We start from the raw sequence: 19,358 nt of genomic DNA on the forward strand, positions 1-19,358 counted from the left end.
GTGATTGGGTATTTCCTTTTATTTGTTTTCGTTAATGTCGTGGAGTAAGGACAATTTCAAATCATAAAGTTTTTGCGATAAATCCACATAATACTGGTGTGGATAATGCAGACGCTTCACTTCATCCCACATTGTTTCTAGTTCTCGTTTCGAGTAGATAGCAATATCATCCAAGTGAGGGAGTGCATAAACACACTTACCATTCACGAAGATTGGAACTTGAAGTTCGCGTACTTGGTAATTCGTTAAGGTCTTCTTCTTCCAAGGTGCTGCAGGATCGAAGATTGTTATTTCATCTGTAGGGATGATCTCATCGGCAAGAGCGATATAGTCGGCAAGGGCTTTTTCGCTTGTATTGTCATAAAAACGGTATAGTCGTTTGTGACCTGGGTTCGTGATTTTTTCAATATTTTCCGAAACTTTAATTTTGGGAATGATTGCCCCATCACGCTCCTGTGCTACAAGTTTATAGACACCACCAAGGACTGGTTCGGATTTGGAGGTAATTAAGTTTTCGCCAACTCCGAATTGATCAATTGCTGCACCTTGATAAATTAAGTCATCAATTAAGTATTCATCGAGTGAATTCGAAGCCATAATCTTACAATCCTGAAGTCCACTTGCATCGAGCATGCGGCGTGCTTCCTTTGATAAATACGCTAAGTCTCCAGAGTCAAGACGAATTGCCTTAAGGCGGTATCCGTTTGGTTCTAGATATTCTTTAGCAACTTTGATTGCATTTGGAATACCAGATTTCAAGGTGTCATAGGTATCGACTAAGAAGACAGAGTTGTCGGGATTGTTGCGAGCATATGTCATAAATGCATCCAGTTCATTATCATGAAGTTGGATAAAAGAATGGGCCATTGTTCCTGCAACATATGCCCCATATTTATGACCGGCTAGCGTATGTGATGTTCCCACTGCCCCCGCAATAATTGCTGCACGTGCACCATCAAGTGAGGCGTCAAATCCATGAGCGCGACGCGCACCAAATTCGAGAACCGTGCGCCCACGAGCCGCATTAACAATACGGCTTGCCTTCGTCGTGACCAAGGTTGAATAGTTTATTGAAAGTAACAATATCGTTTCAATGAGTTGAGCTTCGATGACTGTACCACGAACTGTTACAAGTGGTTCGTTTTGGAAGACGACAGTACCGTCCTCGACGGCCCAAACATCGATGTTAAGGTCCATATTAAGTAAGTAATCCAAGAATTCCGGATCATCAAATCCTTGTGTTTTTAAATAATCGATATGTTCTTGTTGGAATTTAAAATTGTTGATTGCTTCAATGAGTTTCGATAAACCATTGAAAATCAAATATCCTCCTTTGTTGGGGATTTTTCGTGTGAACATGTCAAAATAGACAATTTCCTCATGACGTTGTTCTTTAAAATATGTATACGCCATTGAAAACTCGTAGAGGTCTGTTAAGAAAACAGAATCTTTAGGTTGAATCATGATGTCACCATGCTTTCTATTTAATTGTGATTGATGTACAATTATAGCATTATTGTATCATTTTTAGGAGCGTATAACATGATTGAACACACTAATCTGGCAAATAATATTCACATCACTAAGATTTATGAACCAAAATTTAAAGAAGTACTGATCAATTTGAAAGTTGTTTTCGAATTAAATGATCAGCAAAACACCGTCGCAAATATTTTAAGTAGAATGATGAACGACCGCACTACTGCAACGCCTACGAAAGAACAGTTACAAAAACGTTTGGACTTTATGTATGGTACAAAAACAAGTAGCAATACATATACTGCTGGTAAGTATCAAGTCATCGACATTGCCGTTAAAAGTATTCATGCGAAGTTTACAGATGAACCTGTACAACAAGCACAAGTTGACCTTTTAGCAGATATGTTTTATGAAGTGCTTATCAATGAAGAGACGGTAAACGAAGCCAAGGATGGTCTGCGTTTGCATCATGCTCGCATCAAGGAAAGCAGCGCTCATTATGCGCAACAACAAGCATTTTTGAACGCTGCACCCGATTCGCTATTTTCGGCTAACTCATTTGGGACGCTTGAAGCAATCGAAACGGTCACAGTAGAGATGGTGAAAGACTTTCACCAAACACTCGTTGAGGAAGCGTTTAAGTCCATTTATATTGTTGGAGATCTTCACGACATTGATGTCTCGCGTTTTAATCAGGGATTTTCAAACAATATAGAAACCCCACTTATCTATCCCGAAATCACGGAAAAAATGATGACACAGCATCATGCAGGTGGACAAACAGAAATCGTCTCGTTATATGCTACAGACATTGACCCATACCATGATCTGTATGCTGCGTATTTAGTATTTGTTGCGTATCTTGGACAATTGCCGTCATCACTGCTGTTCCAAAATATACGGGAGAAACATAGTTTGGCGTATTCAATTTATGCGTCACGTCAGCTTTTTGACGGTGTCATGATTATTGCGACAGGTATCAACGATCGTAATCTTGACAAGACACTAACTCTGATTCAGGAGCAATTTGAAATTATGAAGCAGGAATCACTGGATATCCAACCTGCGATTCAATACCTTAATTTAGGTTTAGAAGGTACTACAGAAAATCTTAAACGGATTGCTGACCGTCAATTTAGAAATGAGTTATTAGGTGTTGACGAAAGTATTGAAGCACTACAAGAGAAAATAACAAATGTAACAGTAGAACAGGTGAAAGAAGTTATTGGTCACCTGGGTGCGCCATTTACTTATGCGTATCGTGCACAAGGGGAAGGAGACAATAACCATGAATAAAATTGACAACAGCTTTAATGAATCAGTTTCGACATTCGTAACAGAAAGTGGATTGTATACCTATATTATTCATCATCCTGGATTTAAACGCTCTGCGGCTGTATATGGTACACCTTTTGGAGCACTAAATATACAACAACGTAAAGATGGCGAAATAATAGAACACAAGAAAGGTGTCCAACATTTCTTGGAACATAAGTTGTTTGAAGATGAAGCTGGAGACATCCTGTCTCAATTCGCAGCGATGGGAGCAAGTGGAAATGCATTTACATCCTATGAACAAACATTTTATTACTTTGGTCATAATGGTGCGATAGAGGCGCCACTTTCCTTGCTGTTAGACTTCGTAAGCTCATTTACGGTGACTGCAGACAGTGTCGAAAAGGAAAAAGGAATTATCGTTGAAGAAATGAAAATGTATGAACAACGACCAATAACACGCCTTATCAATGAAACCTATCGGAATGCATTACATCAATTTCCATTTATCTATGACATCGTTGGAACGGAAGAAAGTATTAATGCAACCACTCTAGAAGATCTTCGTAAGGCTTATGACCTGAACTATAACGATAGTCGAATGGTTCTGGCTATTGTTACCCCAGAAGATCCTGAGGTCGTCAAAGAAATTGTTGAACGAAAAACTAAGAACCACATTAAAGTAGAAAGTCAGGTTGAAGATGTTTACCCTGATGAACCACTTGAGGTAAAACACACACGTCGCGAAATTTTCGAAAATGTAGAAACACCTAAAATGAGTTTATCGTTTAAGCTTCCGTATACAGGGACGAGTCTTCAAAAAGAAGAGTTTCTATTCGACATGCTCTTAGAAATGAATTTTTCAGAATTAAACCCACATTATCAAACATGGCTCGACGAAGGTGCAATATCACACTCATTTGCGTATGGAACTGAGGTTCAAAATACCTTTGTTTTGATTACTTTTTTTAACGAAGGTACCGAATACGCACGTTTTGAAGAAATAATTATTGACCAAATGGTCCACCTTATTGCAGATCAAGAACAGTTCGATCAGCTCAAAAAAAGATACTATGGTGAGATGGTTATGTCGCTATCAAATGCAGATGATTTAGCCGTTAATGTGGCCAGAGAACATTTCCAAGAAATGCACTATTTTGGCTTCTTAAGCATGGTTCAAGCACTTACCTTTGAGGATATTCTCGAAATAAAAGATAAGGTCAAAACTGACAATTCAAGTTTCTTATTGATGTCCCAAAATCAATAAAGATGGCAGTGCCATTGGATTAAAAGCAGTGAATTTCACTGCTTTTTTGGTGTTTGCAAATCAAAAATGATTTCTTTAGTCTAAGCGAAAAGGAGGTGACATATGAATGTTGTCCAAACAGTCGGGTATTTACACCGACTCCCCGAAAAAGCAGTAAACCATACAGTACAAAATTATGCAGACTTTGAACTCGAAGTGACTTCGAATTTCCGACAATCTGATGGAACGTTTTTAAACACAATCCTTCCAATGAGAATTTGGAAGGGTGGATGTCTTGAAATTCTAGATCATGCGAAAATCAACGATATCATGTCTGTGAAAGGACGGCTTGAATTCATCAATGGTGAAATGATGATAATTGCCGAACATATCGAGTACTTACATCCCAAGTAGTATCTTTACGAAGGTTTTTTTTGTATAATAATGTATAGGTGATAAAATGAAAAACTATTTAGAAATGATGCGTTTTGTTCGAGATCATGGGCAAGACCGCGGTGATCGTACCGGAACGGGAACACGTAGTGTTTTTGGCTATCAAATGCGCTTTGATTTACAAGAAGGATTTCCGCTCCTCACAACGAAGAAAGTTCACTTTGCTTCTGTTGCGAAAGAGTTGCTTTGGTTTATTAGTGGTGACACGAATATTCAATGGCTTGTTAAAAACAATGTACGAATTTGGAATGAATGGCCTTATCAGAAATTCGTAGCGTCTGAGTTTTATACTGGTGAAACCATGGCTGAATTCATTGAACGAATTAAAACTGATGATGCTTTTGCAAAACAGTTTGGTGATTTGGGACCAGTCTATGGTAAACAATGGCGCGATTTTAATGGGGTTGATCAATTGAATAATGTTATTGAACAAATCAAACACAATCCCAATTCACGACGCATCATTTTAAGTGCATGGAATCCTGAATTTATTGAAGCGATGGCGTTGCCACCGTGTCATGCATTTCTACAATTTTATGTTTCTGAAGACAAAAAGTTGTCACTTCAATTGTATCAACGAAGTGCAGATATCTTTTTAGGTGTTCCATTTAACATTGCATCCTATGCATTATTAGTACATATGATTGCGAAGGTGTGTGATCTCCAAGTTGGTGAATTTGTTCACTCGTTTGGAGATGCACATATCTATGCCGATCATTTTGATGCTGTAGAAACCCAATTGGCAAGAGACGTTCGGACGCTACCGCAATTAGTGATTCATGGCAATCAATCATCAATCGATGACTTCTCCTATGAAGATTTCGAGCTAGCAGGTTACGATCCGCATCCACTGATAAAAGCGAAGGTCAGCGTTTAATGTACATTATTATCGCTGCCGTCAATCATAAAAATACGCTGGGGTTAGATGGTAGCATGCCGTGGCATAATAAAGAAGATTTGCAACATTTCAGAAATACGACGTTACATCAAAAACTTATTATGGGCCGCAAAACATATGAAGGACTACCTAAGAAACTCGATAAACGTGATATTTACGTCGTGACTCGTGACACAACCTATCCGAACGCGATTCATGATTTGCAAAGTTTCTTGAAAGCTCATCAAGAAGACAAAGAAACTTATTTTATTGCAGGTGGTGGTGAAATTTATCTACAAAGTATGGAATTTGCAGATAAATTAATCATTTCTAAAATTGATAATGAAGTTGAAGGCGATACCTTTTTTCCAGCGATTGACTTAGAAATGTTTGCCCTAACTGAAACAAAACATTTTGATACTTTTGAATTAAATATATACGAGAGGAAACAATAATTATGAGAATGGTCGATATCATTGAAAAGAAACGAGATGGCTTAACGCTAACGCAAGAAGAAATCAAATTTTGGATTGAAGGTGTTACAAATAATACAATACCAGAATATCAAACAAGTGCCTTGTTAATGGCAATTGTTCTTAAAGGAATGAATGTTGAAGAAACAACTGTACTTACCGAAGCGATGCTCCACAGTGGCGATATTATTGACTTAACAGCAATTGCTGGAAAAAAAGTAGACAAACATTCAACCGGCGGTGTAGGGGATAAAACTACGATTATTTTGAGCCCTTTAGTTGCTGCTGCAGGCGCTAAAGTTGCGAAAATGAGTGGACGTGGTTTAGGTCATACTGGGGGTACGCTTGATAAACTTGAAGCTATCCCAGGATACAACATCTCTTTAACATCAGACGCATTTATAAAACAAGTAAATGACATTAATGTTGCGGTTGTGGGTCAAACTGGAAATCTAGTCTATGCAGACAAAGTGCTATATAGCTTACGTGACGTAACCGGAACAGTTAATGCGTTACCATTAATTGCATCATCAATTATGTCAAAGAAATTAGCTGGAGGTGCGGATTGTATTCTTCTTGATGTTAAGTATGGCGAAGGAGCCTTTATGAAAACTGTTGAAGATGCACGTCAACTTGCTGAAACAATGATTCAAATTGGTCAAAACTTAGGCCGTGAAGTAAATGCGATGCTGACGAACATGAATCAGCCACTTGGAAATGCAATTGGTAATGCATTGGAAGTCCGCGAAGCCGTTGAAACACTGAAAAACAATGGTCCTAAAGACCTTGAAGAGCTTTGCCTCGTCGCAGCCGGATACATGTTATTTCAAGCACAATTTGTAGATTCACCTGAAAAAGGGTACGATATGGCTTTGGAAACACTGCGAAGTGGCAAAGCTTACGAGGTATTCTTAAGTTGGATTGCTGCTCAAGGTGGCGATATTTCAGTCTTTGAAGATCTTGATACCTTCACACATGCAACCTATTCAAAAGAAGTCATTGCAAACAAAGAAGGATATCTCCATGATCTGAAAGCTATGGAACTTGGACTTGTATCCATGCATCTTGGTGCGGGTCGTCAAACGAAAGAAGACACAATTGACTACAAAGCTGGAATTATGCTTTCACAAGAAGTAGGGAATAAAATTGAAGTCGGGGATGTTCTTGCAACACTTTACAGTGACCAAGAAATTCTTGAATCACATGTACAGGATGCAGTAGCATGTTTTGAAATCAATAACGATACAATCGAAAAACCAGAATTAATCGCTGCAATCTTATAACAACGAAACAATAATGAAACGGAGTCACTCATGAACTTTGAAGTTACACTCGAACAATTCAACGGTCCTTTGGACCTCATGCTATACTTGATCAAGGATAAGAAACTTGACCTTTTTGATTTAAATATCCTTGAACTTGCCAATCAATACATCACGTTTATTAACCAAGCGCAAGAACAAAAACTTGAAGTGGCGAGCGAGTACATGAGTGAGTTAGCGGGGCTTATCGAATACAAAAGTAAGCGACTGTTGCCTCGTGACAAATCAGAGTTGGATGCAAATGCTGTAGACGATGCAGAAACCGATTTAGTGCGCCGATTAGTCGAATATCAACGTTATAAAGATGTCAGTATTGAACTGGCACAACGATATGAAGAACGATCGAAGCAATTCTCTAAACCTGTTTCTGCAGGTCTCTTCAAGCAGTTGCGTCAAGAACTCAACGACACCATTACTTACGAACAGACACCGTATGACTTAATGAGTGCAATGACAAAAGTCTTGGAACGGTTTAAAATTGCAAATCCACAAGATGTTTCAATTGAGAGAGTTGAACTCTCGGTAGATGATGTGATTGAAGATTTACGTCGTAAATTTACAAACGATAAAGTGTACAAATTGGAAACACTCTTACAAGAGTCATATTCACTTCAACATTTACTCGTAAGTTTTTTAGCGGTATTAGATATGCTGCGCATGGGAGAACTCAGAGTAAACTTCCAAGGTGATGATGTCTTTTTAAGAGGAGGAATATAAATGGAAAATCTCGGAATAATCGAGGGAATACTTTTTGCATTTGGTGACGAAGGTGTAGATCGAGAACAATTAATGCTTGCGATGAACCTTGATGCAGAACAACTCGAACAATTAATTCAAAATTATAAACAAAGCTTAGATGCTCAATTACGTGGTCTTGAACTTGTCGAATTTGGTGGATTGCTAAAACTTGTTACCAAAGAAGCACTTCATGAAGTGATTACGGATATGTTGGAATTCAAGAAAAATCGCCAATTATCACAAGCAGCTCTTGAAACCTTGGCAATCGTTGCCTATAAACAGCCGATTACACGAGTTGAAATCGAAGAAATTCGCGGCGTTAATTCGGATATGATGATGCGTCGTTTAGAAGCCCTTGATCTCGTGAAAGAATCGGGCCGCGCGGAGACGCCGGGAAGACCGATTCTCTATGAAATTACAGACTCATTTATGGATGTCTTTAAGCTTACATCCCTAAAAGAACTACCAGAAATAAAACTAGAAATGTTGGATGAAACTCATGAACTCTTCAAATCAAGCAATTAGATTACAAAAATTTATCGCCCAAGCTGGTGTTGCATCACGTCGCAAAGCCGAAGAATTGATCGCACAGGGCAGGGTCAGCCTTAATGGCAAAAAAGTTACTGAAATGGGAATCCATGTTGTTCCTGGCGATGAAGTCCGTGTTAACGGCAAATTAATCGGCTCAGAAGCTCAAAAGGTTTACTATCTCTTAAACAAACCAAAAGGGATTGTGTCAACGGCAAAAGATGAAAAAAACCGTACGAATGTTACCGACTTTGTACCAGATCATCAACGTGTTTTCCCTGTTGGTCGTTTAGACCGTGAGACAACCGGTGCATTGATACTAACTAATGATGGTGAATTTGCGAATTTTATGACACATCCTCGCTACGACATGCCTAAAAAGTACCGGGTAAGTGTTGATGGAAAACTCACACGAGCAATATCAAGTCAGCTTGAATCTGGAGTTATAATTGATGGCGTTGAGTATAAAGGAATTGAGTTCGAAATGGTAACGTATGATTTAAAGAAAAATCGCAGTCAGTTTACCGTTACTTTGCATGAAGGAAAGAACCGTCAAATTCGTAAAATGTTTGCTCATTTTAAAATTCCAGTCTTAAAATTACACCGTTACGCAATTGGAACGTTAGAACTTGAAGATATGAAAATTGGAATGTATCGAGAATTACGACCATTCGAGGTCAAAAAACTATTATTAACAGCAAAGGGTGAGATTTAATGCAACAATTTTTTGTTGAAGCGTTGAGTGCGCCATACCTTTCGCAAGACCAATGGAATCAATGCAAAAAAGTATTGAGAATGCGAAAAGGTGATCAAATTCGGATTGTCGACAATAATGGACGTGGTATTCTTGCTGAGTTCAACAACGATGACCTGACCGAAATTGTTGAAGTTGAATCACTCGAATGGAAACCAAAGAAACGTACACTTAGACTTATTGCATCATTAATACGAAGCGAGCGATTGGAATGGATGATTCAAAAAGCATGTGAATGTGGCGTCGACGAAATTGTTCTTTATAGTGCAGATCATGGTGTTGTTCGTGATTTTGGTAAACGCGCTGACCGAAAGTTAGAACGATTGAATCTGATTGCTAAAGAAGCATCAGAACAATCGTATCGACAACATGCTATAAAAGTTGTAAATCTAATCGGAAAACCGGAAATAAAAGAGTATTTATCAGATTTAAATGTCTTTGCAGATATCGGTGATCAACCGCACTTGTTAACGGTATTAACAGATGAGGTTTCGTCCGTTACTGCAATCGTGGGCCCTGAAGGTGGCTTTTCACTAAAAGAGCGCGATTATTTTAAAGATATAGGATTTAAGGAAGTGAGCTTGGGACATAATGTGTTGCGTGCAGAAACAGCGAGTCTCTATATTGCGAATATGCTTTCTGCTGCGGAGGTGATTTAATGGGACTACTTCAAAAATATCATAAACAAAAACCAGTCAAAATGATGATTCGAAAATATGATTCATTGTCGAAACAATATGCCTTAAATTTGAAGGCTAAAGAACCATACGATTATCTGAAATTATCGTTGTTTGAAACAGCGTTAGCAAATAAGACTACGATTGAACAGACATTCGAAGCAATTCGTTCAAAGAATCTTGATATGTGGGAGAACCTTTCTTTTAATGAACGTAATTTTATTGTTAAATGCGACAACGCAACTCAGAAGGCAAAAATGAAGAAGTTCATTTTCGAAGAACAAGCAATCTACATCCCATTTTTCGACAAGTTACTCAATACGCTGTATGATCGTGAAACAGCAATTTTAGAATTACCCCAGTATTTCAAACTCTACAATGATTTTAACGCACGAATTCAATTAGATTTATATGGTTTTGAACCTTATAAAGCGAATATGTCGTGTGCTCATTGTATTGCCAGTGATGCAACTACAATCGTACTTTATGATAAAAAGCAGGGAGTTTTTTACAAAATCTCTGATGATGCATTCAAACAGTACCCAATATTGCAAGGAATACCAGTTGAACGCGAACTGTTGGAAACTCTTGGACATGCTTTGCTTGACCAATCGGACACAGGCAAATTTTTGGATTTGCTAATCCAACATGAAATGATTTCAAAACGATGTGTTAAAAAGATTGAAAAATTGAAAAAGAAGGACAAGGAAATAGTACTATGAAAAAACTCAGCGAACTCACAAATATAAAAAGTGATCGAATGATTGAAAAGCTGGTGCTTGATTCGCGAGACGTTGTTAATAACGGAATGTTTTTTTGTCTAGAAGGATTGACGGTAGATGGTCATGACTATGTTGAAGGGGCTATTGCAAATGGTAATGTTGCCATTGTACATTCAAAACCACTTGAACGTATTGCAGGCATAGATTACATACAAGTTCCTGATGTAATGACAGCATTGCATAAAATAACGTCGCTTTTCTATGATAATCCATCCGAAAAACTCTATATCTATGGTATTACAGGTACTAATGGAAAAAGTACGACGATGAAAACGGTGCGTAATATTCTGGACCGATTTGGTGTAAAAGCCGGTTACATTGGTACCATTTCAGTGGAATATGGTGACCACAAGTTCTCACCTAGTTTAACCACTCCAGATATCGTAGAGTTGCAATCATATCTTCGTGACATGGTTGATGAGGGTGTTACGGAATTGTGTTTGGAAGTATCCAGTCAGGGTCTCGCTTTACGCCGCATTGAATCCATAAAATTCAACAATGCATCGTTTACAAACCTTACACATGATCATTTAGATTACCACAAGACCATGGAAGACTATTTCCAAGCCAAAAAAATGTTGTTCGATAGTATGGGGCCAGAAACGTTTAACGTATTTAATACTGATGACGATTATAGCCAACGTTTGATTGCAATGAACTACCCGCACACGGTGACGTATGGCATTGAGAATCCAGCGGATTATATGGCCAAAGATATTGAATTATTTGACCGTTATACGCGCTTTACCTTGGTGCACCAAGGTGTAGAGTATCCTGTCGAGACAAGTTTTGTTGCAATTTTCAATGTCTACAATATGCTTGGCGTCATTGCAATTTTAAATCAACGGGGTTATTCGATTGAAACGATTATTCCAGAATTAAAGGACATCGAACATGTTGATGGTCGCCAGACAATTGTCGATGAAGGTCAAGACTTTAAAGTCTTTGTTGACTTTGGTCATGCGCCAGACAGTATGAAGAATGTCTATGAATTTGTACGTACCGTGACACCTCCTGGTAATAAAATTATTACAGTTTTTGGAGCTGCAGGTGCACGTGATCATTTAAAACGCCCAATAATGGGAAAAGTAAGCTCAACTTTAACGGACCATGTTATAATAACAGAGCATGACAACCGCAATGAGGAAGTGGTTGACATTACACAAGATATTATTTCAGGGATGCCAAATGATAATTATGAGTTTGTGCCAATCCGATATGATGCTATTGAGAAGGCATTGAGAATGGCAAAACCACATGATTCAGTTGTTCTCATTGGAAAAGGTGAAGAGAAATTCATTTATCGAGCATTCGGTAAAGAAAAATGGATGGGTGACGAAGTCGCTGCATCAGAAATTTTGAGGAAAATGAAAGAGGAGGAATAACCATGGAACTCAATCAATATATCGATCACACGCTTCTAAAGCCAGAAGCAACACAAGCACAAATTATTGCATTGTGCGAAGAAGCAAAACACTACAACTTTATGAGTGTATGTGTAAACCCTGTTAATGTAGCGCTTGCTGCTAAAGAACTTGCAGGAACGGATGTTGACGTATGTACAGTTGTTGGTTTCCCATTGGGGGCAACACCACTAGCTGTTAAAGCGTTCGAAACAAAGGCTGTCCTAGAAGATGGTGCAACAGAAGTTGATATGGTCATTAACATCGGTGCGTTAAAAGAAGGACGTCTTGATTTCGTAGAAAATGAAATTCGGGAACTTAAGAAAATTGTTGGCGACAAAGTTTTAAAAGTAATCGTTGAATCATGCCTATTAACTGACGACGAAATTGCAACGGTGTCACAACTTGTTGTTAATGCAGGCGCAGATTTTGTTAAGACATCAACAGGCTTTAATAAAGAAGGAGCAACAGTAAATGCAGTACGCATTATGCGTGAGACCGTCAAAGATAAAGCAGGTGTCAAAGCTTCTGGTGGCGTTCGTTCACTTGAAGAAATGAATGCAATGATTGAAGCAGGAGCATCTCGTATCGGATCATCCTCAGGAGTTGCAATTATGGAAGGTCTAAAATCAGATAGTGACTACTAATAATAAAAGATAGGACAGCCGTCCTATTTTTTGTTGCTAGGAAAATTTTGTTACTCTAAAATAAGGATTGATTTGTCGAAAAATCTTCATTTAGTATGCAAATTGAACATCGTAATATATGTATTATTTGGATAGAAATTGGCTTATAAATTGACCATTAGGCAAGAAACAAGAAAAACCCTTAAAAAATGGTAAAAAAAGTGAAATACCTTAAGAAAAGCGTTTCATTCTATGATTTATTATGTTAAAATGATTGAGCAGTCACAGGAAAGTGCTAAATTAATGCATATTATTATATTCATCAATCTATCTCATTCCTACAGATAAAAACTTATTTGTAACCGTGTCAGCTTGCATCAGAAGGGAGGTTAGTCATGTCGAGAATAGTAGTTAAAGAGAACGAAGGTTTGGATGATGCATTGCGCAGATTTAAACGTCAAGTATCTCGTAATGGAACCCTTGCTGAGGCTCGTAAAAGAGAGTTTTATGTAAAACCAGGCGTCCGTCGTAAACTAAAATCAGAAGCGGCTCGTAAAGCGCGTCGTAAAAAACGTAAATAATTAATTAACTTGTATCCGAATAGTGATACAAGTTTTTTTTATGATATGATGTAAATAACAAGGAGGATTTCTTTTGACAACTCGAAATTTTGATTTATCGGATAGTAGTATTAGCCTACAGGATTTGGTAGGCGTTGAAAGTAAAACAGTACAAGCGGTTGAAAACCATTATAAAGTACGGATTAACGAACGAAATAATGCCTTAGAAATTTCAGGGGTTGAAGATGATGTGGAGCAAGCAGTTCGTTTTTTTGAACTTGCTTCTGAGGTCATTAAACACTATAAGCGTATTGATGCTCAAGACTTGGACTATTTGTTTGTACTTGTTGATAATCGTCAATCTGATCGTTTTATTGAGGTTATGGACGATGTCTTGACTCGTACGTTTGCTGGTAAGCCCATCCGTGCGAAAACACTTGGACAAAAACAATTGATAGATGGCATGAAGAAAAGGGATATGACGTTCGCAATTGGTCCTGCTGGAACTGGTAAAACATACTTGGCAGTTGCATATGCAGCAGAACTTCTTAAAAAGAATGAAATTCAAAAAATTATTCTAACGCGTCCGGCCGTAGAAGCTGGAGAGAATCTTGGATTCCTTCCAGGTGACTTGAAAGAGAAAGTAGATCCTTACCTTCGTCCATTGTATGATGCTTTGGATGATATGTTTTCAGCTGAGCGAACACAACGTTACATAGATAAAGGTATCATCGAAATTGCGCCACTCGCGTATATGCGTGGTCGGACATTGGATGATGCGGTGGTCATTCTTGATGAAGCCCAAAATACTACCAAAGCTCAGATGATGATGTTCCTGTCACGACTTGGTCGTAATTCGAAAATGATCATTACAGGTGATATTGATCAAATCGATTTGCCGCGTAACACTCAGTCGGGATTAAAAGTTGCGAAAGCGTACTTGAGTGATATCCCAGAAATAGCATTTGTTAATTTATCGCATACGGATGTTGTGCGACATCCACTTGTCATAAAAATACTTAAGAAGTTTGCGGAAGGAGATCGCAATGAATCGGAAAATTCTAATAATCGAAGATGAGGAGGGCATTCGCCGACTATTACGGTATGATTTACGTCAAATGGATTTTGAAGTAGAATCTGCGCGAGATGGTCGTGAAGGCTTACAGATGGCAAAGGAAACCAACTATGACGTCATTATAGTGGATTGGATGCTTCCGTATCACTCTGGTGTTGAATTAGTTACAGAGTTTCGTAAACTTGGGATGGATTCCATTCTCATCATGTTAACAGCGAAAGATGAAGAGAGTGATATATTAGATGCATTTGAGGCTGGTGTGGATGATTATCTGACAAAGCCATTTTCGCCACGCGAACTAACTGCTCGAATCAAAGCACATCTGCGTAGAGCAACAACGTCGTCAAAGAGCCATACCATTGAAGTTGGAAATATAACGGTTCTGTTAGATCAACATACTGTAAAAGTCAACGAAGATATTATCGAACTTACGAAGAAAGAGTTTGATTTATTAATCTATCTCTTGCAAAATGAGAATATTGTTCTATCGCGAGATCAAATTCTATCAGAAATATGGAATTATGATTATGATGGTGACACCCGTATTGTTGATGTCCACGTGTTTAAGTTGCGATCGAAACTAGAAGCATCGGATGTTAAAATAAATTCATTGAGAGGGGTTGGATACGTTGCGAAACGTGAATCGAATTAATGTTATTATTTTCCTGTTTATTGCAGGGATAACCCTTTATTATCAGAACTTGATTTCGATAATTGTCCTCATTATTGCGGCAATATGTATGCTTGCTGTGAACAGCCTTAAGCAAAGTGATGCTGTCCATAGTATTCGTAAGCACGCAGAAAAAGAAAAAAAAGAAGCACATTATCGTGCAGATGATGCTACAGATAAGCTTGTTAAGCTGATTAATGCAATCCCATCGCCATTGGTCTATATCAACCAACGTGGTGATTTTGAGGTTAGCAATCAATACTTCGATCAAATGCTCGTATCACAAGCACAAAATGTCTATGATGTGAATATTGATTCGCCAATCCGTCAAACGCTTCTTGATGCCTTTCTCAATGAACAACAATTTGTGCGTCAATTCAGCTATAAGGACATCGATTATCAAGTCTTGTCAATTCCACTTTTGACTGAAACGCGACGTTATCATGGGTGTATGCTAATATTTCAAGATGTTACCCGTGTCGTTGAAGGTGAGAAGATGCAAAAACGATTTATTGCAGATGCTTCGCATGAACTTCGCACTCCCATTACGTCGATTAAGGGGATGGTCGAGATTATGACACGACCAGACTTTGATGATGATCAAACACGAACTGAGTTTTTGGACCAAACAAAAAAAGAAGTAGAGCGTCTTGACCGTATCGTTGAAGACTTGTTGTTACAATCCCGTCTGCGTGCCAATCAAGTATATCTTGAGAAAACACATTTCAATTTGAAACAGTTTTTTGAAGGTTTGATCTATGATCGTCGCCAAGCGTTGCATCAACACAATATAGAAGTACAGCTCAATTGTCCATCTGATTTAGAGATATTCGCTGATCAGTTCCGAATGAGCCAGGTATTCTTGAACCTCTTCAATAATGCCATTAACTATGCTCATGGCGGATGCATTCGTATTGTCTGTACTGCCGAAGGCCGTCGTGTAAAGATTGATTTCTCAGATGATGGTGACGGTATCAGTGAGAATTTGCTACCGCATATCTTTGAACGCTTCTACCGTGGTGAAGATTCTCGTACCCGAGATACCGGCGGAAGTGGCTTGGGGCTAGCGATATCCAAATCAATAATTGAAGCACACCGTGGCCAACTGAGTGTCACAAGTCAAAAAGGAAAAGGAACAACCTTCACAATCAATATCTAGGAACTCATCTGAGTTCCTTTTCTTATGTATTTAACAATTCTTCGTATTAATTAACGCACAATTAACAAAACGACAACTTTATTTTCATGAATAGGGGGTAATATACACGTAGCAGGTTGATACTGCAGGAGGACACCATGAAAAAGCTATTAGTTAGTGCATTAGCTTTATTAGTATTAGTAGGATGTGGAGCACAAGGCTCAAAATCATCAGAATCAATTAAAGTTTATACTCGTGATGGATCATCAGGAACTCGAGAAGCCTTTGAAAGTATTATTGGACTTGAATCACTTACAAGCAATAGTGCTGAAACAACTTCAAATGGAGATATGGCGAAACAAGTAAGTTCTAGTCCAGCCGGAATTGGTTATGTTTCATTAACAACTGACTTTGAAGCCAATGAATTAACACCGGTTTCATATGAAGGCGTTAATCCAACTGTTGAAACGGTTAACAACGGAACTTATAAGTTAGCACGTCCATTTAGTTTTGTAACACGTGCTGCTGGTGATTTTGGTTCACAAGAGAAAGAGCAACTTGTTGCTGCATTCCTTGACTACCTTGTAAATTCAACAGAAGGACGACAAGTCGTGCTTGCAGCTGGTGGAATTGTTGATGTCGGAGCTGGAAAACCTTGGTCTGAACTCAAAGCAAACCATCCAATTGTTGATCAAGATAACAGTGGCATCACTCTTAAAACAGGGGGATCAACATCAGTTGATAAAACAATCACTGCTGCAGTTCAATCATTCATTCCGATGGCAGGTAATTTCAAATTTGAGCCAAACCATACAGGTTCAGGAGATGGCTTCAAACGTACACTCGGCGGTGAAAAAGACGGTGCAAACGCAATCGATATTGGTTTCGCATCCCGTGCATTTAAATCCGAAGAAACAGTAGCATCAGGCTTAATGTCTGGAGAATATGCAAAAGATGCAGTCGTTGTTGTTGTTCCAGTAAAGAACGACGCAATCAAAGATCTTACAGCAGCTCAGCTCGTGGAAATTTTTAGTGGAAACGCTAAAACATGGGCAGACATTAAGTAAGCTTAGCAATCGCTAAGCTTTTTGTCAGTAATTGAAATGTAAAAGAAAAGAAGGGTTAGATTATGAATACTCAGTGGTCCGAATCATATCAAAAACGAAAAAAGATAATCGATTTGATATTCCGTTCATTATTTAAAATTGCAGGAATTTTAGCTGCATCGATGATTGTTTTTATTTTCATCTTTATTTTCCAAAAAGGGATTTCTGTGTTCTTGCCAACTTACGGCGATTCACAGGTTAATTTTTGGTCATTTATATCAGGCTTTACATGGCGTAATGATAAACAAATCTATGGTGTCTTGTTTATCGTTATCAATACGCTCATAACAGCATTCTTTGCGATGCTGATAGCATTCCCAGTATCAGTCTTAACAGCGCTCTTTATTGTAAAAATTGCTCCCAAAGCATTGGGATCGATTCTAACAACTGTTATTGAGCTATTAGCCGCAATTCCGTCGGTAGTTTACGGGGTTTTCGCGTCCGGGGTTATCGTTTCTTGGGTTGACAATGTCGCGCAAGTGTTCGGATATTCAACATTTGGTGGTCGCTCAATGCTTGCTGTTGTTATTTTGCTAGCGATTATGGTTATCCCAACAATGACATCTCTTTCAATAGTTGCAATTAAAGCTGTTAAACCGGAACTTGAATTAGGTTCGCTTGCACTTGGCGCTTCTAAAACACAAACAAACTTTAAAGTAGTTCTTACAAGCGCTAAATCCGGTATTTTTGCAGGTCTCATTTTAGGACTAGCGCGCGCATTTGGAGAGGCGACAGCGGTATCTATGGTTGCGGGTAATAAAGCCATGGGACCAACATGGAATCCATTTGATATTACACGTACACTAACATCAACTATGCTCTCAGGTTTAAAAGAAACGACGGGTGTTGATTATGATATTCGCTTTTCAGTCGGAATTGTGCTAATGGTTACGATTCTTCTGTCAAACCTCATCATTCATATCGTTAAGAAGAAAGTGGGGGCAGAAGGACAATGACACAATCACGTAAAATTAAAGATGGTATTGCTAATTTCTTTACTTATCTTGCATCATCTGCAACATTCTTAATTCTTATTGCAATCTTTGCCTTTGTTATTGCAACTGGTAAAGATACGCTGAGCATGGAAATGTTACGGAATGATTATTGGTCACAAAACTACCTTGTAGAATGGACAAACCAAACACAACAAACATTTATAAAACCCGATCATTTGGGTGACGATGTCGTTTATAGTACGAAATATGGTATTGGTTTTACGAATGAGATCAATCATGAAAAACAACGCCTGATTCGCGTATCATACATCGATGATGATTCTGTGTTTAATCAATCGGTCAACGCAACCAAAGGTCCGAGTTATGGTGAGAGTCTAACAGTGTCCATTGGTGATCAAATCGAAAAGATTGAAGGTATTAACGCAACAGGAACCACAATTCTAATGGGAACAACCTTTGCGGATAAAGCTGAATCGATGGTTATGAAACTTGATTCTACTGAGACGCTTACATCGCTATACTATAAAACACCAGGTGGCGGAATTTGGGGATCACTCATCGCAACCTTAATGCTCATTGGTATTTCATTGCTTTTTGCACTTCCAATTGGAATTTTTGCAGCAATCTATTTGACGGAAATTGCCCAGCCTTCAAAATTCAACAGTTTTATTGAACGTTGTATTGAAATGCTAGCAGGTGTTCCAAGTATCATTTTTGGGTTAATGGGAATTGTTGTCTTGTACCCGATTACTGCATTTTTTAATATTAATGGTTTAAGTATCCTACTTGGTGGTATGACGATGTCTGTAATGCTTTTGCCGGTCATTATTCGATCGGTTCAAGAATCGCTCATAGTTGTACCGCGAGATTATCGCTCTGCTTCACTATCCCTAGGCGCAAGCCAAACGCAAACGATCTTTAGAGTTATTTTGCCATCGGCACTGCCTGGAATTCTTTCGGCAATTTTACTTGCTGTAAGTCGTATTATTGGAGAATCCGCCGCACTTATTTATACCATGGGTACATTTATTAATGATGCACCACGCGTGGGTGAAGGTGCTACGACCCTAGCAGTCCACATTTGGTCCGTAATGAGTCACGAACAACCGAATTTTGAATTAGCAAGTGCCATCTCTATTATTATTCTTGCTTTAGTACTCGTTTTAAATTTATCAGTAAAACTTATGAGTCGTCGACTCAATAAGAAGTTAGGAGCTTAA

Annotated in this window: 21 protein-coding genes; 20 read left to right on the forward strand and 1 reads right to left on the reverse strand. The window is 38.5% G+C overall.

Going from position 1 to position 19,358, the window contains the following annotated elements; translation table 11 throughout:
- Positions 1–18 precede the first annotated feature (18 nt).
- Positions 19–1,464 (reverse strand): nicotinate phosphoribosyltransferase, encoded by a 1,446-nt coding sequence (locus G7061_RS05375; protein WP_159641434.1) that lies wholly within the window; start codon positions 1,462–1,464, stop codon positions 19–21.
- Positions 1,465–1,542: 78 nt separating this feature from the next.
- On the opposite strand from G7061_RS05375, the gene G7061_RS05380 reads away from it, so the two are divergent.
- The 20 genes from G7061_RS05380 (at position 1,543) to pstA (ending at position 19,358) form a co-directional block, all read left to right on the forward strand.
- Positions 1,543–2,775, forward strand: a complete 1,233-nt coding sequence (locus G7061_RS05380; protein ID WP_166119538.1) for a pitrilysin family protein — start codon at positions 1,543–1,545, stop codon at positions 2,773–2,775.
- Positions 2,768–4,021 carry an EF-P 5-aminopentanol modification-associated protein YfmH gene (gene yfmH / locus G7061_RS05385; protein ID WP_166119541.1) on the forward strand — a complete coding sequence of 418 codons (1,254 nt, stop codon included), beginning with the start codon at positions 2,768–2,770 and terminating at the stop codon, positions 4,019–4,021. Before G7061_RS05380 ends, yfmH begins: the two co-directional genes overlap by 8 nt.
- 102 nt (positions 4,022–4,123) lie before the next feature.
- Positions 4,124–4,414, forward strand: a complete 291-nt coding sequence (locus G7061_RS05390) for a hypothetical protein (RefSeq protein ID WP_159636559.1) — start codon at positions 4,124–4,126, stop codon at positions 4,412–4,414.
- Positions 4,415–4,460: 46 nt separating this feature from the next.
- Positions 4,461–5,330, forward strand: coding sequence for a thymidylate synthase (gene thyA, locus G7061_RS05395; protein WP_166119545.1), 870 nt, complete (start codon positions 4,461–4,463; stop codon positions 5,328–5,330).
- Positions 5,330–5,785, forward strand: a complete 456-nt coding sequence (locus tag G7061_RS05400) for a dihydrofolate reductase (protein WP_159641430.1) — start codon at positions 5,330–5,332, stop codon at positions 5,783–5,785. The genes thyA and G7061_RS05400 overlap by 1 nt, the downstream gene beginning before the upstream one ends.
- A 2-nt stretch (positions 5,786–5,787) precedes the next feature.
- Positions 5,788–7,086, forward strand: coding sequence for a pyrimidine-nucleoside phosphorylase (locus tag G7061_RS05405; protein ID WP_159636532.1), 1,299 nt, complete (start codon positions 5,788–5,790; stop codon positions 7,084–7,086).
- Between the two features lie 30 nt (positions 7,087–7,116).
- Positions 7,117–7,842 carry a ScpA family protein gene (locus G7061_RS05410; RefSeq protein WP_159641428.1) on the forward strand — a complete coding sequence of 242 codons (726 nt, stop codon included), beginning with the start codon at positions 7,117–7,119 and terminating at the stop codon, positions 7,840–7,842.
- A complete protein-coding gene (scpB, locus tag G7061_RS05415; protein ID WP_166119549.1) occupies positions 7,843–8,388 on the forward strand; it encodes an SMC-Scp complex subunit ScpB in 546 nt (181 codons plus the stop codon).
- Complete coding sequence (locus tag G7061_RS05420) at positions 8,363–9,106, forward strand: pseudouridine synthase (protein ID WP_166083441.1); 744 nt, start codon at positions 8,363–8,365, stop codon at positions 9,104–9,106. Before scpB ends, G7061_RS05420 begins: the two co-directional genes overlap by 26 nt.
- A complete protein-coding gene (locus G7061_RS05425; RefSeq protein ID WP_159636497.1) occupies positions 9,106–9,804 on the forward strand; it encodes a 16S rRNA (uracil(1498)-N(3))-methyltransferase in 699 nt (232 codons plus the stop codon). Before G7061_RS05420 ends, G7061_RS05425 begins: the two co-directional genes overlap by 1 nt.
- Entirely contained in the window at positions 9,804–10,544 is a 741-nt protein-coding gene (locus G7061_RS05430) for a hypothetical protein (RefSeq protein ID WP_159641426.1), read from the forward strand. The genes G7061_RS05425 and G7061_RS05430 overlap by 1 nt, the downstream gene beginning before the upstream one ends.
- Positions 10,541–11,989 (forward strand): UDP-N-acetylmuramoyl-L-alanyl-D-glutamate--2,6-diaminopimelate ligase, encoded by a 1,449-nt coding sequence (locus tag G7061_RS05435; protein ID WP_159641425.1) that lies wholly within the window; start codon positions 10,541–10,543, stop codon positions 11,987–11,989. Before G7061_RS05430 ends, G7061_RS05435 begins: the two co-directional genes overlap by 4 nt.
- A 2-nt stretch (positions 11,990–11,991) precedes the next feature.
- Complete coding sequence (gene deoC / locus G7061_RS05440) at positions 11,992–12,654, forward strand: deoxyribose-phosphate aldolase (RefSeq protein WP_159641424.1); 663 nt, start codon at positions 11,992–11,994, stop codon at positions 12,652–12,654.
- A 374-nt stretch (positions 12,655–13,028) separates the two neighbouring features.
- Positions 13,029–13,214 (forward strand): 30S ribosomal protein S21, encoded by a 186-nt coding sequence (rpsU, locus tag G7061_RS05445; protein ID WP_159636479.1) that lies wholly within the window; start codon positions 13,029–13,031, stop codon positions 13,212–13,214.
- Positions 13,215–13,287: 73 nt separating this feature from the next.
- Positions 13,288–14,271: a PhoH family protein gene (locus tag G7061_RS05450; protein ID WP_240914430.1), complete on the forward strand. Its 984-nt coding sequence runs from the start codon at positions 13,288–13,290 to the stop codon at positions 14,269–14,271.
- A complete protein-coding gene (locus G7061_RS05455; protein WP_159641422.1) occupies positions 14,240–14,920 on the forward strand; it encodes a response regulator transcription factor in 681 nt (226 codons plus the stop codon). The genes G7061_RS05450 and G7061_RS05455 overlap by 32 nt, the downstream gene beginning before the upstream one ends.
- Positions 14,907–16,097, forward strand: a complete 1,191-nt coding sequence (locus G7061_RS05460; RefSeq protein ID WP_236262221.1) for a cell wall metabolism sensor histidine kinase WalK — start codon at positions 14,907–14,909, stop codon at positions 16,095–16,097. Before G7061_RS05455 ends, G7061_RS05460 begins: the two co-directional genes overlap by 14 nt.
- Positions 16,098–16,234: 137 nt before the next feature.
- On the forward strand, positions 16,235–17,143 hold the full coding sequence (locus tag G7061_RS05465) for a substrate-binding domain-containing protein (RefSeq protein ID WP_159641420.1): 909 nt from the start codon (positions 16,235–16,237) through the stop codon (positions 17,141–17,143).
- A gap of 62 nt (positions 17,144–17,205) precedes the next feature.
- Positions 17,206–18,138 carry a phosphate ABC transporter permease subunit PstC gene (gene pstC / locus G7061_RS05470; protein ID WP_159636469.1) on the forward strand — a complete coding sequence of 311 codons (933 nt, stop codon included), beginning with the start codon at positions 17,206–17,208 and terminating at the stop codon, positions 18,136–18,138.
- A complete protein-coding gene (pstA, locus tag G7061_RS05475) occupies positions 18,135–19,358 on the forward strand; it encodes a phosphate ABC transporter permease PstA (RefSeq protein WP_166119554.1) in 1,224 nt (407 codons plus the stop codon). Before pstC ends, pstA begins: the two co-directional genes overlap by 4 nt.

It is taken from the genome of Erysipelothrix sp. HDW6B, from assembly GCF_011301115.1.
Lineage (GTDB): Bacteria > Bacillota_I > Bacilli_A > Erysipelotrichales > Erysipelotrichaceae > Erysipelothrix > Erysipelothrix anatis.

Excerpts from the sequence above, each read along its gene's own strand:
- G7061_RS05380 (WP_166119538.1), top strand. The coding sequence starts at position 1,543 with ATGATTGAACACACTAATCTGGCAAATAATATTCACATCACTAAGATT.
- G7061_RS05400 (WP_159641430.1), top strand. The coding sequence starts at position 5,330 with ATGTACATTATTATCGCTGCCGTCAATCATAAAAATACGCTGGGGTTA.
- G7061_RS05435 (WP_159641425.1), top strand. The coding sequence starts at position 10,541 with ATGAAAAAACTCAGCGAACTCACAAATATAAAAAGTGATCGAATGATT.
- deoC (WP_159641424.1), top strand. The coding sequence starts at position 11,992 with ATGGAACTCAATCAATATATCGATCACACGCTTCTAAAGCCAGAAGCA.
- pstC (WP_159636469.1), top strand. The coding sequence starts at position 17,206 with ATGAATACTCAGTGGTCCGAATCATATCAAAAACGAAAAAAGATAATC.
- G7061_RS05425 (WP_159636497.1), top strand. The coding sequence starts at position 9,106 with ATGCAACAATTTTTTGTTGAAGCGTTGAGTGCGCCATACCTTTCGCAA.
- G7061_RS05375 (WP_159641434.1), bottom strand. The coding sequence starts at position 1,464 with ATGATTCAACCTAAAGATTCTGTTTTCTTAACAGACCTCTACGAGTTT.
- G7061_RS05405 (WP_159636532.1), top strand. The coding sequence starts at position 5,788 with ATGAGAATGGTCGATATCATTGAAAAGAAACGAGATGGCTTAACGCTA.
- G7061_RS05390 (WP_159636559.1), top strand. The coding sequence starts at position 4,124 with ATGAATGTTGTCCAAACAGTCGGGTATTTACACCGACTCCCCGAAAAA.
- G7061_RS05410 (WP_159641428.1), top strand. The coding sequence starts at position 7,117 with ATGAACTTTGAAGTTACACTCGAACAATTCAACGGTCCTTTGGACCTC.
- rpsU (WP_159636479.1), top strand. The coding sequence starts at position 13,029 with ATGTCGAGAATAGTAGTTAAAGAGAACGAAGGTTTGGATGATGCATTG.
- yfmH (WP_166119541.1), top strand. The coding sequence starts at position 2,768 with ATGAATAAAATTGACAACAGCTTTAATGAATCAGTTTCGACATTCGTA.
- G7061_RS05455 (WP_159641422.1), top strand. The coding sequence starts at position 14,240 with ATGAATCGGAAAATTCTAATAATCGAAGATGAGGAGGGCATTCGCCGA.
- thyA (WP_166119545.1), top strand. The coding sequence starts at position 4,461 with ATGAAAAACTATTTAGAAATGATGCGTTTTGTTCGAGATCATGGGCAA.
- G7061_RS05430 (WP_159641426.1), top strand. The coding sequence starts at position 9,804 with ATGGGACTACTTCAAAAATATCATAAACAAAAACCAGTCAAAATGATG.
- scpB (WP_166119549.1), top strand. The coding sequence starts at position 7,843 with ATGGAAAATCTCGGAATAATCGAGGGAATACTTTTTGCATTTGGTGAC.
- pstA (WP_166119554.1), top strand. The coding sequence starts at position 18,135 with ATGACACAATCACGTAAAATTAAAGATGGTATTGCTAATTTCTTTACT.
- G7061_RS05465 (WP_159641420.1), top strand. The coding sequence starts at position 16,235 with ATGAAAAAGCTATTAGTTAGTGCATTAGCTTTATTAGTATTAGTAGGA.
- G7061_RS05420 (WP_166083441.1), top strand. The coding sequence starts at position 8,363 with ATGAACTCTTCAAATCAAGCAATTAGATTACAAAAATTTATCGCCCAA.